This window comes from Bordetella sputigena (assembly GCF_965137885.1).
GTDB lineage: Bacteria > Pseudomonadota > Gammaproteobacteria > Burkholderiales > Burkholderiaceae_B > Bordetella_C > Bordetella_C sputigena.
This window is the reverse complement of record NZ_CBCSCA010000009.1, coordinates 99,716-114,433: the sequence shown is the minus strand read 5'-3', so window position 1 is coordinate 114,433 and position 14,718 is coordinate 99,716. Positions and strand designations below refer to the sequence as shown.

The window sequence follows — 14,718 nt, the reverse complement described above, 5'->3', positions numbered from 1 at the left end:
GGCCAAGGACGGTAGCCATGCTGCGCTTCGCGCTGACCCGTGTCCTGATGACCCTGCCCACCCTGCTGATCGTGGCGGTGGCGGTTTTCGTGATGATCCGGCTGATCCCCGGCGACCCCGCGCAATTGATGCTGGGCGATCTGGCCGACCCCGCGAGCCTGGCGGATCTGCGCGCGCGCCTGGGCCTGGACCAGACCTGGCCGGTTCAGTTCGGCATCTGGTTCCGCAACATGCTGCATGGGGACCTGGGCGTATCCATCACCAGCGGCCAACAGGTGCTCGGTTTGGTATGGGATCGCTTCCTGGTCAGCGCGCAGGTGGTGCTGGCCGCGGTGCTGTTCGCCACCGCGGTGGCGGTGCCGGCCGGCATGATCGCCGCCTGGAAACAGAACGCGCTCCCCGACGTCATGCTCGTGGCCGGCGCCGCCTTGCTGGTGTCTATTCCCACCTTCTGGGGCGGCCTGCTCTTGCTACTGCTGTTCGGGGTCAAACTGCAGTGGCTGCCGGTGGTGGGCTATGTGTCGGTCTCCAGCGACTGGCAGGCGGGCCTGCTGTACCTGATCATGCCCGTGCTGACCCTGTTCCTGCACGAGATCGGCGTCATCATGCGCATGGCGCGCGCCAGCACGCTGGAGGTGCTGCGGCTGGACTACATCACCCACGCGCGCGCCAAGGGCCTGTCGGAGCGCACGGTCTTGATGCGGCATGCCTTCAAGAATGCCTTCGGCCCCACCTGGACGCTGATCGGGCTGGTGCTGGGCAACCTGCTGGGCGGCATCGCGGTGGTGGAGACCGTGTTCACCATACCGGGGCTGGGCCGGCTGCTGGTCGATTCCATCTTCGGGCGCGACTATCCGGTGATCCAGGGCTGCCTGCTGTTCGTGGCGGTGATCTACGTCGTCGTCAATCTGGTCGTCGACCTGTGCTATCCCCTCTTCGATCCCAGGGTGACCGTCGAATGAAAAAACGCATGGCAGCCAATGCCCTGGTGGGCGGCGTCCTGGTCGGCATCGTCGTCATTGCCGCCATCGTCGGCGTCGCATGGACGCCCTACGATCCGCTCAAGATCAACTTCGTGGCGCGCCTGCATGCGCCCGGCGGCGCCTATCTGCTGGGCACGGACGAGTTCGGCCGCGACGAACTGTCGCGGCTGATGGCCGGGGCGTCGGCCAGCGTGTGGATCAGCCTGCTGACGGTCGCCTTCGCGCTGCTCGCCGGCACCTGCGTGGGACTGCTGACCGGCTTCGTGCGCGGCTGGACCGACCGCATCATCATGGCGTTCAACAACGCGCTGCTGGCCTTTCCCGGCCTGCTGCTGGCGCTGGGGCTGCTGGCCGTGGTGGGCGCCAACAAGTACGGCATCATCCTGGCGCTCGGCCTGGCGTATACGCCATCGGTGACGCGCATCGTGCGCGGCACGGTGCTGTCCCTGCGTGAAAGGGAATTCATCGAAGCATCCCGCGTGCTGGGCAATTCCGAGCTCTACACCATGGCGCGTCACGTATTGCCCAACTGCGTGGCGCCGCTGACGGTGCTGGCCACGTCGATGTTCGGCTGGGTGGTGCTGGCCGAAAGCGCCCTGTCCTTCCTCGGCCTGGGCGTACCGCCGCCCGCGCCGACCTGGGGCAATATGTTGTCGGCGGCGCGGCCCTTCCTGTCGCAGGCGCCCTATCTGTCCATCCTTCCGGGCCTGTGCATCGCGGCAACGTTGCTGGGCATCAACCTGCTGGGCGACGCTGTACGCGACCGCCTGGATCCCCGCATGCGGGGGATGCAATGAACCCGCGCGGCGCGGTGGACCCGACCGGCGCGGCGCAAGCGCTGGTCAGCGTGCAGGGGCTGACCCTGGCCGTCGGCCATGGCGGCCGGGAGATCGTGCGCAATGTGTCCTTCGACATCGCGCCGGGCGAAATGGTCGGCATCGTCGGCGAATCCGGCAGCGGTAAAACGCAGGCCGCCCGCGCCATCCTGGGCCTGACGCCGCCGCCGCTGGTGCGCGTGGGCGGCCGCATCGTGGTCGAGGGCACCGACATCACGCAGGCATCGCCGTCGGTGCTGCGGCGGCTGCGCGGCGCGCGGATAGGCATGGTGTTCCAGGAGCCCATGACTTCGCTCAATCCGTCGATGACGATAGGCCGGCAGCTGGAAGAAGGACTGGCCCTGCATCGCCGCGACCTGGACGCGGGCGAGCGGCGCAGGCGCATCCTGGACATGCTGGCCCGCGTCGGTCTGCGCGATCCGGAAGGCGCCTTGCCGGCGTGGCCGCACGAGTTTTCCGGCGGCATGCGCCAGCGCATCATGCTGGCGTCCGTCATGCTGCTGGCGCCGGCGCTGCTGGTGGCCGATGAACCCACCACGGCGCTGGACGCCGTGGTCCAGCGCGATGTGCTCGAACTGATGGTCGGCCTGACGCGCGAACACGGCACCGCCGTGCTGATGATCAGCCATGACCTGCCCATGGTCGCGCGCTACACGGAGCGCGTCGTCGTCATGTCGCAGGGCGAGGTCGTCGAAAGCGGCGCCACCGCCGACCTGCTGGCGCGGCCGCAGCACCCCTACACCCGCAAGCTGCTGCAGGCCATGCCGCGGCGCATGCCCGCGCGGCTGCCGTCGCGCGAAGCACCGGTGGTGGAAGTGCGCCAGCTGGTGGTCGACTATGCCGGCCGCCGGCGCATGTTGTCGCGCACGGCCGCCAAACGCGCCCTGCATGGCATATCGCTGGCCGTCCACCCGCGTGAAGTCGTGGCCGTGGTCGGCGGCTCGGGATCGGGCAAGACCACCCTGGGCCGCGCCATCGCCGGCCTGGTCAAGCCGTCGGAAGGACAGATCCTGTTCCGCGGCCAGCCGGTGACGCGCGGCCACGCCGCCTGGAACGATTACCGGCTGAACTGCCAGATGGTATTCCAGGATCCCTATTCGTCGCTGGATCCGCGCATGACCATCGCGCAACTGGTCGGCGAAGCGCTGCGCCTGGTGCCGGGCCTGAGCAGCGCCGACAAGGCCTGCCGCGTCAGCGAGGCGCTGGACGAAGTGGGTTTGTCCGCCGAACACGGCGCCCGCTATCCGCACGAGCTTTCCGGCGGCCAGCGCCAGCGCGTCGCCATCGCCCGCGCCGTGGTCCGGCGCCCAACCTTCGTCATCGCCGACGAACCGGTCTCCGCGCTGGACGTCACCGTACGGGCGCAGGTCCTGGACCTGTTCGCCGACCTGCAGCGCAAGCACGGCTTCAGCTGCCTGTTCATCAGCCACGACCTGGGCGTGGTCGAACAGGTCGCCGACCGCGTCATCGTCATGCAGGACGGCGCCATCGTCGAACAGGGCACGCGCGACCAGATCTTCGACGCGCCGCGGCACGAATACACCCGGCGGCTGCTGGCCGCCATTCCCATGCTGGTGTCGACGGACGCCGGCGGCGTGCGCCTGAAGTGGCGCTTCGCCGAACCGACGACGGCAACCGCGGCGGCGTGACCGGGGCACATGGTCGAGGCAAATTTCATAAAATCCGCCTGAACCAATAACGGAACGACATCATGCCGAAGACGGCAGCCTCCACCGCCCCGGCTACGCTGGCCGATCAACTTGCCCGTGATATCCAGTCCGGCGTGTTCGGCACCGGCGCCTGGCTCAAGCAGATCGATTTGCAGGAGCGCTATGGCGCCAAGCGGCTGGAGGTCCGGCGCGCGCTGGACCACTTGACCCAGAAGCGCGTCATCGAGCACGTTCCCAACCGGGGTTACCACGTCCATGCGGTGGACGAACAGCGCCAGAACCACATTCGCGATATCCGCGCCTTGCTGGAAGTGGGCGCGGCCGCCGACCTGATGCCCCAGGTCACCGACGCCAAGGTCGCGCAGCTGCGCGCCATGGCCGAACGCTTCGAACAGCTGGTACTGACCGGCACGCTGCTGCAGCAGTACGAAGTCAACCTGCAGTTTCACGAAGCCCTGTACGACATGTGCGCCAACCGCGAACTGGTGGCGCTGATCCACGACATGCGCAGCCGCGCCGTCGCCGCGCCGGCCACGCAATGGATGACGCGCGCCCGCGTCGAGAAATCGGTGCGCGAGCACTTCGATATCGTTGCCGCGCTGCAGGCGCGGGACGTCAAGCGCCTGCAGAAAATCATCCGCGAACACGTCATGCAGACCATGCCCTGAGGCCTGCCGCGGCCCTGGGGAAAGTCCCGGGTTACACCGCGTCCGCCGACTCTCCATAATGCCCAACTTTGGCGCCAATATTGTCGAACCTGCGTGCGCCTTCGGTTCCAGTCCGAAATCGCAGCCCCGCGGCCGCCGTAAGGAGAAGCTCTCGTGAAACCCATCCCCTCATTCCGCGCCAGCATGGCCGTGGCGCTGCTCGCCGCCGCGGCATCCGCGCAGGCATCCTCCTATGTGATTTCCGAGCCGGCCGACATCCGCTCCACCAACCCCGGCGTCAATCGTGACGACACGACCGACGGCGTGGTCCTGAACATGGTCGAAGGACTGGTCGGCTATCGCGCCAACGGTACGGTGGGACCGCTGCTCGCCAAATCCATCGACGTCTCCGCGGACGGCCTGACCTATACCTTCACGCTGCGCGACGGCGTCAAGTTCCACAACGGCGAGCCCATGACCTCGGCCGACGTCATGTGGAGCTGGAAACGCTATATGGACCCGGCCACCGACTGGCGCTGCCGTACCGAATTCGACGGCCGCAACGGCCTGAAGGTGGAAGAAGTCTCCGCGCCCGACGCCAAGACCTTCGTCATGAAGCTCAATCACAAGTCCGCGGTCTTCCTGGACACGCTGGCGCGCACGGATTGCGGCATGACGGCGATCCTGAACAAGGCATCGGTCAAGGCGGACGGCAGCTGGGACAAACCCATCGGCACCGGGCCCTTCATGTTCGGCGAATGGAAACGCGGCGAATACATCGTAGTCAAGGCCTTCAAGGACTACGTCTCCCCGCCGGGCGAAAAAGGCGACGGCTACCTCGGCAACAAAAAACCGCTGGTCGACGAGGTCAAGTTCCTGGTGGTCCCGGACGCGTCCACCGTAAAGGCCGGCCTGGTATCAGGCGCGATCGACGCGGGGCAGATCCCTTATACCGACGTGCCGGAACTGAAGTCCCAGAAAGCCGTCCGCATACTGGTCGCCTCCGATTCGGCCAAGCACACCCTGCTGTTCCAGACCCGCGACCCGGTGCTCAAGAACGTCAAACTGCGCCAGGCCATCGCGGCTTCGCTGGACATCCCGCAAATCGTCCAGGCCGCGACCGAAGGACTGGGTACGCCGAACGCATCCGCCGTATCGCGCGATTCCGCCTTCTACGACAAGGCCCAGCAACAGAGCTATCACTACGACCCCGCGCTGGCGCAGAAGCTGCTGAAAGAGGCCGGCTACAAGGGCGAGAAGATCGTCATCTACGCCAACAAGCGGGCGCATGTGCCCAGCTATCAAGTGGCCGTGATGGCGCAGGCGATGATGCAGGCGGTAGGAATCAATGCGCAGATCGAGGTACTGGAATGGGCGACACAGCTGGACCGCTACAACAAGGGCAACTACCAGATCAGTTCATTCAGCTACTCGTCGCGCCTGGACCCGGCGCTGAGCTATGAGCAGTTCTCGGGCGACAAGGATAAGCAGCCGCGCAAGGTATGGGACGACAAGCAGGCGCTGGCCTTGATCGATGAGAGCTTCTCCGAGCTTGATACGGCGAAGCGGCAGGCGATCTTCGACAAGCTCCATGCCATGATGATGGCGCAAGCGCCGTTGATCCTGTTGTCGAACGGCAACCAGCCCTGGGGCGTCGGCAAGCGCTTGAACGGCTTCACGGTCTGGGAAGGCAAGCCGTTCGCGTGGGGCGCATCCGTGCAGTGAGCGGCTGACGGGCACCGTCCGCTGGACGGCGGCCACCGATCCAGCCGACCCTCACCGCCCATCCCGCATCGCCGGCAAAGGCACGCGCAGGCGATCGCTCCATGCGGTGATCTCGCTCCAGAGTCCCGGCTCGATGGGTATCCCGTCGGCGCCACGCCGGGCCTGCGCCTCGATCTCCGGGTCGCCCGGCATACGCGGCGCCCCGGGTTGCCGCGCCAATTCGCGCGCCATCTGTTCCACGGTGCCAGCCAGCGCCGGCCCGCCGGGAAACCGCGCCGGGTCGATCACGATAAAAAACGCGCCCAGCCTGCGCGGCAATTCCAGTTGCTCGTACATCGGGGAAATATGCGGCCCGAACGGGTTGCCATTCAAAGGTCCGCACAATAGCTCGATCATCAGCGCCAGCGCATAGCCCTTGTGCCCATACGACGGGCCGCCCAGCGGCCGCAATGCTTTCGCGGCGGAGGGATCCCGCGCGTCGGCGCCCTGCGCATCCACCGCCACGCCTGGCGGCAGAACCCCGGCTTCACGCCGGGCGTTCATGACGCGATTCCACGGAATCGACGTCGTCGCCATATCCAGGCAGACCGGTTCCCCGCCCGCCCGCGGAAACGCGATGGAAATCGGGTTGGTGCCGAGAAACGGCACATGCCCGCCGAACGGCGCCGCGATGGCATCGGAATGGGTGAAACCTATCCCCACCATCCCGGCCCGAGCCGCCTCTCGCGTATACAGGCCGATCGCTCCGCAGTGCGATGAGTCGGATACCCCGACCGCACCGACGCCGCTCTCCGCCGCGATCTCCATCGCCGTCTTGTTGGCGCGATGGGACACGACGATCCCCAGTCCCTGGCCGCCATCCACATGGCCCGTCGCCGGACCCGTACGTCGTACCGCGATCGCCGGCCGCGCCAGGATCGATCCGTGCGCCAGCCGGTTCAGATAATGCGGCAGCCGCGCGATGCCATGCGAGTCGATCCCCCACAGGCTGGTCTGCACGAGGCTGCGCGCCACCAGCAGCGCATCGTCCCGCGGAACGTCGTGCGCGCGCAGGCACGCGGCGCCCCAGTCAACAAGCGCATCGGCATTGCAATGGCGCATCGCGCCTCCTACCAGTTCCATAAGGTTCCATCATGGGCCAACCGGTTTACCGGCAGATAGGCGCGCTGGTACGGATACTTGCCCGCCACGGCCTCGTCGATTTCCACACCGTGGCCGGGCACGTCGCCGGGCACCATCATTCCGTCCTCGAACGAGTAGGCGTGCGGAAACACCGCATCCGTTTCTTCCGTATGCCGCATGTACTCCTGCACCCCGAAGTTCGGTATGGAAATATCGAAGTGCAGCGCGGCGCCCATGCATACCGGCGACAGATCCGTGGCGCCGTGGCAGCCGGTCCGTACCTGGTACAAAGCCGCCAGGTCGGCAATGCGCCGCAGATGCGTGATGCCGCCGGCGTGAACCACCGTCGCCCGGATATAGTCGATCAGCTGGTTCTGGATCAAATCCTTGCAGTCCCACACCGTATTGAAGATCTCCCCCACCGCCAATGGCGTCACGGTGTGCTGGCGTATCAGGCGGAAGGCCTCCTGGTTCTCGGCCGGCGTCGGGTCCTCGATCCAGAACATCCGATAGGGCTCCAAGGACTTGCCCAGGCGGGCAGCCTCGATGGGCGTCAGGCGATGATGGACGTCGTGCAGCAGATGCACGTCCCAGCCCACCGCGTTACGGACTTTCTCGAACAGCTTGGGCGTATGGTCCAGATACTTCTCCGTCGACCAGTCGTGCTCCGACGGCAGCGATGCATCGGCCGGCTCGTAGAACATGCGGCCGCGACCGACCCCGTAAACCGATTGCAGGCCCGGCACCCCGCTCTGCGCGCGTATCGCCCGGTATCCCATATCGCGATAGCGCAGCACCTCATCCGTCGTTTCCTCGATGTCCCGGCCATTGGCGTGGCCATACACCATCACCCCGGCGCGGCTCTTGCCGCCCAGCAGCTGGTAAAGCGGTAGATTGGCGGCCTTGGCCTTGATATCCCACAGCGCGGTATCCACCGCCGCGATGGCGGTCATCGTGACGGGGCCCTTGCGCCAATACGCGCCGCGATACAGGTACTGCCAGATGTCCTCGATCTGATGCGCATCGCGGCCGATCAGGCAAGGAATCACATGATCGGTCAGGTAACTGGCGACCGACAACTCGCGGCCGTTCAAGGTGGCATCGCCTATCCCCGCGAGCCCTTCGTCGGTTTCGATCTTCAGCGTCACGAAGTTGCGGCCGGGGCTGCAGACGATGACGCGGGCGGAGGTAATCTTCATTGGACCCGGGCTCCTTATTCCCGTCGCTACATCACCGCGCCCAGCTGCCACGGCACGAACTCGTTCTGCCCATAGCCATGGGCCTCGCTTTTGGTGACGCGCCCCGATGCGGTATCCAGCATCAGCCGGAAGATGCGCTCGCCCATTTCTTCGACGGTAGCGCGGCCTTCCACGATGGCGCCGCAATCGATGTCGATGTCGTCTTCCTGGCGCTCCCACAAGGCGGTATTGGTGGACAGCTTCAGCGACGGCGCGGGCGCGCAGCCATAGGCCGAACCCCGGCCGGTGGTAAAGCAGATCAGGTTGGCGCCGCCGGCGACCTGGCCGGTGGCGGACACCGGGTCGTAGCCCGGGGTGTCCATGAAAACCAGGCCGCGCGCGGTGACCGGCTCGGCATACTCGTACACGTCGACCAGGTTGGTGGTGCCGCTCTTGGCGATCGCGCCCAGCGACTTCTCCAGAATGGTGGTCAGGCCGCCCGCCTTGTTGCCCGCGGAAGGATTGTTGTCCATCTCGGCATCGTTACGCCGGCAGTAGTCTTCCCACCAGCGCAGCCGCGCCACGAGTTTTTCCGCGACGGCGGGCGACACCGCGCGGCGCGTCAGCAGGTGTTCGCCACCGTAGATTTCCGGCGTTTCCGAAAGGATGGCGGTGCCGCCGTGCCGCACCAGCAGGTCCACCGCGGCGCCCAGCGCCGGGTTGGCGCTGATGCCCGAATAGCCGTCCGAGCCGCCGCATTGCAAGCCCACCGTAATGTGGCTGGCGGGCACCGGCGTGCGCTGGACCCGGTTGGCTTCCTCCAGCATCCATTCCACCAGCTCGATGCCGCGCGCCACCGTCTTGCGCGTGCCGCCGGTGTCCTGGATGTTGAAGGTCTGCAATTGACGGCTCTGCCGCAGGCCTTCCTGCTCCATCAAGCCGCCGATCTGGTTCGTTTCGCAACCCAGCCCGACCAGCATCAGCCCGGCGAAGTTGGGGTGGCGCGCGTAACCGCCCAGCGTGCGGCGCAGCACCCTCAAGGGTTCGCCTTCGCTGCTGGTCGCGCAGCCGGCGCCGTGCGTCAGCGCGACGACGCCGTCGACGTTGGGATAATCGGCCAGCGCGCGCGGATTGATGTCGCGCCGGAAATGGTCGGCAATGGCTCGCGCGACCGTGGCCGAACAATTCACCGATGTCAGCACACCGATGTAGTTGCGCGTGGCCACGCGACCGTCCGGGCGCACGATGCCGTCGAACGTGGCGGGGGTTTCGACGTAGGCGGTCGGATGGGCATCGCGGCCGGCGGCATAGTCGCGCTGGAATTCGCTGAACTCCAGATTGTGCGTATGCACGTGCTGGCCCGCCGCGATGTTCTGCCGCGCGATGCCGATGATCTGGTTATAGCGCCGCACGGGCTCCCCGGCGGCGATATCGCGCACGGCGATCTTGTGGCCCGGCGGGATCAGGCCGACGACGGCGATGCCTTCGGCCGGCAGGCGGGTGCCGCCCACCAGTTGCCGCCGGGCGATGACGACGTTGTCGGCCGCATGAATGCGGATGACCGGATTATCGATTGCGTTCACTGCCATGTTCTCCCCCCCCCGATACCGCCGCCGTCGCGCTTGCCCCGCGGCGTCGTTGCGGCATGCGCGGCGGCGGCACCCCGCGGCCGCCGCGCGGCGCATCAACCGTCGATCAGCTCCGGATTCCAGGCATGCACCGGCTGCAGCTGCTCGCCCAACCCGGCGATGCCCAACCGCATCTTGTCGCCGTCCTTCAGGTACACAGGCGGCTTCATGCCCAGGCCCACGCCCGGCGGCGTGCCGGTGCTGATCAGGTCCCCCGGGTACAGCGTCATGAAGCGACTGACATAGCTGACCACCTGCGCCACATTGAAGATCATGGTGCGGGTGCTGCCGGTCTGCATGCGCTTGCCGTTCACCTCCAGCCACATCGCCAGGTTCTGCGGATCGTCGATCTCATCGGGGGTGACGAGCCAGGGACCGACGGGCCCGAAGGTATCGCAGCCCTTGCCCTTGTCCCACGTACCACCGCGCTCGATCTGGTACTCGCGTTCCGATACGTCATTGACGATGCAATACCCCGCCACGTGCTTGAGCGCATCCGCTTCCGACACATAGCGCGCCCGCGCGCCTATGACCACGCCCAGCTCCACCTCCCAGTCGCTCTTGACCGACCCTTGCGGCAACACGACCGGATCGTTGGCGCCGATGACGCAGCTGGTCGGTTTCATGAACACCACCGGCTCCGCCGGAATCGGCAACCCCGACTCCGCCGCGTGGTCCGCATAGTTCAAGCCGATGCAAACAAACTTGCCCATGCCACGCCACGGCGGCGCAATACGCCCCGGCTCCACCACCAGCGGCAGGCTGGCCGGATCCACCTTGCCCAACGGCTCCAGCCCCCGCGGCGTCAACAACTCCGCCGTAATGTCCGGCACCACGCCAGACAAATCCCGCACCTTCCCCTCACGATCCAGCATGGCCGGCTTTTCAGCGCCCTTGGCGCCATAGCGAAGCAACTTCATCGTATTCCCTCGTGTGTAAATTCAATGAACCACGTCCCGAGCCCCCATCGTCGCATAAAACCATGCCAGCCAAGCCAGGACGCCGAGGATCCGGCTCCGCCGGTCCTCCAGCGTCGCCCCCCCGGGGGGGAAGCGCGCAGCGCTTCGGGGGGGGACTCAATTACTCCACCCACCGTCAATAACCTGCGTCGTGCCCGTCGTAAAGGCCGACTCGTCACTGGCCAGGTACACCGCCAGCGCGGCGATCTCTTCGGCGCGGCCGAGCCGCCCCATCGGTTGCCGCGCGACGAAGGACGCCTCGACTTCCTGCGGCGATTGACCGTTCTGGCGTGCCTGCGCGGCGATGCGATCGCGCAGCGACGGCGACTCCACGGTGCCCGGGCAAATGGCGTTGCACCGCACGCCCTTGCCGACGAAATCCAGCGCCACCGACTTCGTCAGACCGACCACCGCCGCCTTCGTCGTGCTGTAGACGAAGCGGTTGGGCACGGCTTTCACACTGCCCGCCACCGAAGCCATATTGATAATGGACCCCGATCCCTTGGCCACCATCCCGGGCAGGAAGCCCTGGATCAGGCGCATCATGGCGCGCACGTTCAGCTCGAACGCGAAGCTCAGGTCCTCGTCCTTGGCGTCCAGGATGCCGCCGGCATGCACATAGCCGGCACCGTTGAACAGGATATCCACGCTCCCGGTGTCAGCCACGGCGCGCTCGACGGCCCGCGCGTCGGTCACGTCCAGTTCCAGCACGGTGCAAGCGGGCAGCTCCGCCAGCGCGCTCAATCCCGTGGGGTTGATGTCGGCGGCGATCACGCGCGCGCCTTCGCGCAGGAAGGCTTCCGCCGTCGCCCTGCCTATGCCCTGCCCCGCCGCCGTAACGAACGCCGTCTTACCCGCCAGTCGCTGACCCATGATGTTGCTACCGCCTCCAGTGAAATCAGTTGCCCATGCCCAGCGCGTGCGGCAACCACAAGGTGATCTGCGGCACGTAGGTGATGGCGATCAGCGCCAGGAACAGTGGCACCAGCCAGGGCAGGATCGCCATGGTGGTCCGTTCCACGGACAGCCGCGCCACGCGCGCCAATACGAACAGCACCATGCCCAAGGGCGGGTGCAGCAGGCCGATCATCAGGTTCAAGGTCATGATCAGGCCGAAATGAATCGGGTCGATGCCCAACTTCAGCACGATGGGCAGCAGAATGGGCACCAGGATGGTGATCGCCGCGATGGTGTCGATGAAGCAGCCCACCACCAGGATCAGCACGTTGGCCAGCATCAGGAACACCCACTTGCTCTGGGTGACGCTAAGAATGGCGTCCGTCAGGGCCTGCGCCGCCTGCGTCGTGGTCAGCAGCCAGGCGAATACCGAAGCGGCCGTCACGATGAACAGCACCGACGCCGTCGTCTCGATGGTGTCGAACGTGGCCTTGGCCAGCAGGCGCAGCGTCATGCTGCGATAACGCACCAGGCCCAGAAACAAGGCCCACATCACGGCGGCCACCGCCGCTTCGGTAGGCGTGAACCAGCCCAGCGTCATGCCGCCGATCAGGATGACCGGCGCCATCAGCGCCATCACCGCGGAAAAATTGAATCGCCAGTCCAGCACCAGCAGCACGACGAAGGCGATGATGGCGGCCCAGTTGGTCGACAAGCCATAGCGGGTCATCAGCCAGATCGAAAAGGGAAACGCCAGCACGATCAGCACTTCCAGCCCCGCCGCGCCCAGCCGGCGCAAGTCGAAGCCGACGTCGCCGCCCCAGCCGTTCTTGCGCGCATAGTAGGCCACGGTGAACATCATCAGCACCGTCAGGACCGCGCCCGGCACTACGCCGGCCAGGAACAGCGAGCCGATGGATACGTTGGCCATCATGCCGTAGATCACGAAGGGCAGCGAGGGCGGGATGATGGGACCCAGCGTGGCCGAAGCCGCCGTCACGCCCACCGCGAACTCGGTTTTATAGCCATGGTCCTTCATGGCCTTGATTTCGATGGTACCCAGGCCCGCCGCGTCGGCGATCGCGGTGCCCGACATGCCGGCGAACACCACCGAGCCGACGATGTTCACGTGCCCCAGCCCGCCGCGCATCCAGCCCACCAGCGCCACCGCAAAGTTATAGATGCGGCCCGTAATGCCGGCGATGTTCATCAGGTTGCCCGCCAGGATGAAGAAGGGCACGGCCAGCAGCGGAAAGGACTCCACGCCGGCGATCATGCGCTGCGCCACCACCACGTCCGGCACATCGCCGGAAACCAGCAGGTACAGCAGGGAAGCGCCCGCCATGGAGACCGCCACGGGCATGCCGACGATCATCATCAGCAGGAAAGCACAGATCAATATCCACATTGTCCAGCCCCTTTCTTTGTCGCCTGGCGGCTCAGTCCAGTTTGTCGTAGGCTTCCGGCCGTTCCAGATTGGAATAGCCCTGCCGCCAGTTAACGATGGTGACCTGCAAGGACCGGATGGCCATCAATGCAAAGCCGAACAGGGCCAGCCAGTAGACGTACGACTTGTTCCATTCGATGGTGGTCATGGGCTCGTCGCCCACCAATTGGATGTAGCGCCATACCAGCCAGCACACGTAGGCGAAGAACGCCGTGCGCGCCACGTCGATCAGCGTGGACAGCACCCTGCCCAGCACATGCGGCAGGAAGCGGTACAGCAGATCGACCTGGATATGCCGGCTGGTGCGCACGCACATCGCGGCGCCGATGAACACCACGCCGATCAGGCTGTAGGTGGCGAGCTCCTCGGTCCAGGCGAAGGAGTCGTTCAGCACATAGCGCGTGAAGAACTGCAGGAAGACCAGCAGCGCCATGATCCAGAACAGGCCCAGGCACAGCCAATCCTCGAAGGTATGGCCCGACAGGTCGGCGTCCTGGTGATCGGCTTCCTCGAAACTGGAAACGATGGCTTCGACGGACGACGCATGCTGCGTCGTCTGCTGCGGCGGTACGCCGACGGGCGAAACGTGTACATCGGTGGCCATGGCGCTTCCTCCGCTTACTTCACGGCCTGGATTTTTTCCCAGTCGGATTTTTCATAGCCGTATTGCTTGAACGGCACCTTGTCCAGCACCGTCTGGCGGAAGTCGGCCACGTTCACGGTGTCCACCGTGATGCCTTTCTTCTTGAATTCCTCCACCAGTTGCTGTTCGCGCGCGATGATCTGCTTGGACGCGCGCTCGGCGGCCTGCTGCGTCACGTCGGAGAAAATCTTGCGGTCCTCGGGCGACAGCTTCTTCCACAACTGCCCTGAAATGATGGTGTTCAGGTGATCGACGATGTGGCCGGTCAGCGCGATGTACTTCTGCACTTCATAGAACTTCTTGGCCTCGATCGTGGTCAGCGGATTTTCCTGCGCTTCCACCGTGCCGTTCTGCAGGGCCAGGTAGACCTCCGCGAACGCGATCGGCGACGTGTTGGCGCCGCAGGCGCGCGGCATCGCCAGATACGCGGGAACGTCCGGCACGCGCATCTTCAACCCCTGCATATCGGAGCACTTCTGGATGCGGCGGTTGGACGTAGTCTGGCGCGTACCGTAGTAGGTGGTGGCGACGATATGGTTGTTGGTCTTTTTCTCGTAGCCTTCGACCAATTCCTTGTAGATATCGCTCTTGGTGTAGGCCAGCAGGTGCTGCGGGTCGCGGAAGGTATAGGGATAGTAGGTGACGCCGATGCGCGGAAAGGATTTGGCGGCGAAGCTGGAACCGGAAATGATGATATCCACGGTGCCCAGCGTCAGGCCCTGGTTGATGTCGTTTTCCTTGCCCAGCTGCGATGCCGGGTAGACATCGATGTGATAGCGGCCGTTGGTGCGTTTCTCGATTTCCTGCGCGGCCCACACGGACTCCGTGTGGAAGGGTTCCGACGTCTCGTAGACGTGCGCCCACTTCAGCTTGGTCTGCGCGGTCGCGCCCGCCGATACGGCGAACGCCAGCGCGGCGAACAGGAGCTTGACTGCCTGGCCTTGCTTCATGTGTGTCTCCTCTTTCTCAGGACATCGATGCGC

13 protein-coding genes are annotated in these 14,718 nt (G+C 65.6%); 5 read left to right on the top strand and 8 right to left on the bottom strand.

Annotation, left to right across the window (positions count from 1 at the left end; genetic code table 11):
* Positions 1–17 precede the first annotated feature (17 nt).
* The 5 genes from ACNA0R_RS18045 (at position 18) to ACNA0R_RS18025 (ending at position 5,861) form a co-directional block, all read left to right on the top strand.
* Complete coding sequence (locus ACNA0R_RS18045) at positions 18–962, top strand: ABC transporter permease (RefSeq protein ID WP_415827425.1); 945 nt, start codon at positions 18–20, stop codon at positions 960–962.
* Positions 959–1,780, top strand: a complete 822-nt coding sequence (locus ACNA0R_RS18040; RefSeq protein WP_415827424.1) for an ABC transporter permease — start codon at positions 959–961, stop codon at positions 1,778–1,780. The genes ACNA0R_RS18045 and ACNA0R_RS18040 overlap by 4 nt, the downstream gene beginning before the upstream one ends.
* Positions 1,777–3,468 (top strand): ABC transporter ATP-binding protein, encoded by a 1,692-nt coding sequence (locus ACNA0R_RS18035; RefSeq protein ID WP_415827423.1) that lies wholly within the window; start codon positions 1,777–1,779, stop codon positions 3,466–3,468. The genes ACNA0R_RS18040 and ACNA0R_RS18035 overlap by 4 nt, the downstream gene beginning before the upstream one ends.
* A gap of 62 nt (positions 3,469–3,530) precedes the next feature.
* Positions 3,531–4,157, top strand: coding sequence for a GntR family transcriptional regulator (locus ACNA0R_RS18030; protein ID WP_415827422.1), 627 nt, complete (start codon positions 3,531–3,533; stop codon positions 4,155–4,157).
* Positions 4,158–4,340: 183 nt separating this feature from the next.
* Positions 4,341–5,861, top strand: coding sequence for an ABC transporter substrate-binding protein (locus ACNA0R_RS18025; protein ID WP_415827567.1), 1,521 nt, complete (start codon positions 4,341–4,343; stop codon positions 5,859–5,861).
* 51 nt (positions 5,862–5,912) lie between these two features.
* On the opposite strand, the gene ACNA0R_RS18020 is transcribed toward ACNA0R_RS18025, so the two are convergent.
* The 8 genes from ACNA0R_RS18020 to ACNA0R_RS17985 all read right to left on the bottom strand — a co-directional run bounded on the left by ACNA0R_RS18020 (position 5,913) and on the right by ACNA0R_RS17985 (position 14,685).
* On the bottom strand, positions 5,913–6,983 hold the full coding sequence (locus ACNA0R_RS18020; RefSeq protein WP_415827421.1) for an Ldh family oxidoreductase: 1,071 nt from the start codon (positions 6,981–6,983) through the stop codon (positions 5,913–5,915).
* Positions 6,971–8,182, bottom strand: a complete 1,212-nt coding sequence (gene manD / locus ACNA0R_RS18015) for a D-mannonate dehydratase ManD (RefSeq protein ID WP_415827420.1) — start codon at positions 8,180–8,182, stop codon at positions 6,971–6,973. Before manD ends, ACNA0R_RS18020 begins: the two co-directional genes overlap by 13 nt.
* A 26-nt stretch (positions 8,183–8,208) precedes the next feature.
* Complete coding sequence (locus ACNA0R_RS18010) at positions 8,209–9,750, bottom strand: UxaA family hydrolase (protein WP_415827419.1); 1,542 nt, start codon at positions 9,748–9,750, stop codon at positions 8,209–8,211.
* 95 nt (positions 9,751–9,845) lie between these two features.
* The gene (locus ACNA0R_RS18005; RefSeq protein ID WP_415827418.1) at positions 9,846–10,709 is read right to left on the bottom strand and encodes a fumarylacetoacetate hydrolase family protein; all 864 of its coding nucleotides are present in this window, start codon (positions 10,707–10,709) and stop codon (positions 9,846–9,848) included.
* Positions 10,710–10,865: 156 nt separating this feature from the next.
* The gene (locus ACNA0R_RS18000; RefSeq protein WP_415827417.1) at positions 10,866–11,621 is read right to left on the bottom strand and encodes an SDR family oxidoreductase; all 756 of its coding nucleotides are present in this window, start codon (positions 11,619–11,621) and stop codon (positions 10,866–10,868) included.
* A 25-nt stretch (positions 11,622–11,646) separates the two neighbouring features.
* Entirely contained in the window at positions 11,647–13,053 is a 1,407-nt protein-coding gene (locus tag ACNA0R_RS17995; RefSeq protein WP_415827416.1) for a TRAP transporter large permease, read from the bottom strand.
* 31 nt (positions 13,054–13,084) lie between these two features.
* Positions 13,085–13,696 carry a TRAP transporter small permease gene (locus tag ACNA0R_RS17990; protein WP_415827415.1) on the bottom strand — a complete coding sequence of 204 codons (612 nt, stop codon included), beginning with the start codon at positions 13,694–13,696 and terminating at the stop codon, positions 13,085–13,087.
* 14 nt (positions 13,697–13,710) lie between these two features.
* Entirely contained in the window at positions 13,711–14,685 is a 975-nt protein-coding gene (locus ACNA0R_RS17985) for a sialic acid TRAP transporter substrate-binding protein SiaP (protein WP_415827414.1), read from the bottom strand.
* Positions 14,686–14,718 lie beyond the last annotated feature (33 nt).

Coding starts and splice junctions, on each gene's coding strand:
- ACNA0R_RS18045 (WP_415827425.1), top strand. CDS start 18: ATGCTGCGCTTCGCGCTGACCCGTGTCCTGATGACCCTGCCCACCCTG.
- ACNA0R_RS18005 (WP_415827418.1), bottom strand. CDS start 10,709: ATGAAGTTGCTTCGCTATGGCGCCAAGGGCGCTGAAAAGCCGGCCATG.
- ACNA0R_RS17995 (WP_415827416.1), bottom strand. CDS start 13,053: ATGTGGATATTGATCTGTGCTTTCCTGCTGATGATGATCGTCGGCATG.
- ACNA0R_RS18025 (WP_415827567.1), top strand. CDS start 4,341: ATGGCCGTGGCGCTGCTCGCCGCCGCGGCATCCGCGCAGGCATCCTCC.
- ACNA0R_RS18020 (WP_415827421.1), bottom strand. CDS start 6,983: ATGGAACTGGTAGGAGGCGCGATGCGCCATTGCAATGCCGATGCGCTT.
- ACNA0R_RS17990 (WP_415827415.1), bottom strand. CDS start 13,696: ATGGCCACCGATGTACACGTTTCGCCCGTCGGCGTACCGCCGCAGCAG.
- ACNA0R_RS18010 (WP_415827419.1), bottom strand. CDS start 9,750: ATGGCAGTGAACGCAATCGATAATCCGGTCATCCGCATTCATGCGGCC.
- ACNA0R_RS18000 (WP_415827417.1), bottom strand. CDS start 11,621: ATGGGTCAGCGACTGGCGGGTAAGACGGCGTTCGTTACGGCGGCGGGG.
- ACNA0R_RS18030 (WP_415827422.1), top strand. CDS start 3,531: ATGCCGAAGACGGCAGCCTCCACCGCCCCGGCTACGCTGGCCGATCAA.
- manD (WP_415827420.1), bottom strand. CDS start 8,182: ATGAAGATTACCTCCGCCCGCGTCATCGTCTGCAGCCCCGGCCGCAAC.
- ACNA0R_RS18040 (WP_415827424.1), top strand. CDS start 959: ATGAAAAAACGCATGGCAGCCAATGCCCTGGTGGGCGGCGTCCTGGTC.
- ACNA0R_RS17985 (WP_415827414.1), bottom strand. CDS start 14,685: ATGAAGCAAGGCCAGGCAGTCAAGCTCCTGTTCGCCGCGCTGGCGTTC.
- ACNA0R_RS18035 (WP_415827423.1), top strand. CDS start 1,777: ATGAACCCGCGCGGCGCGGTGGACCCGACCGGCGCGGCGCAAGCGCTG.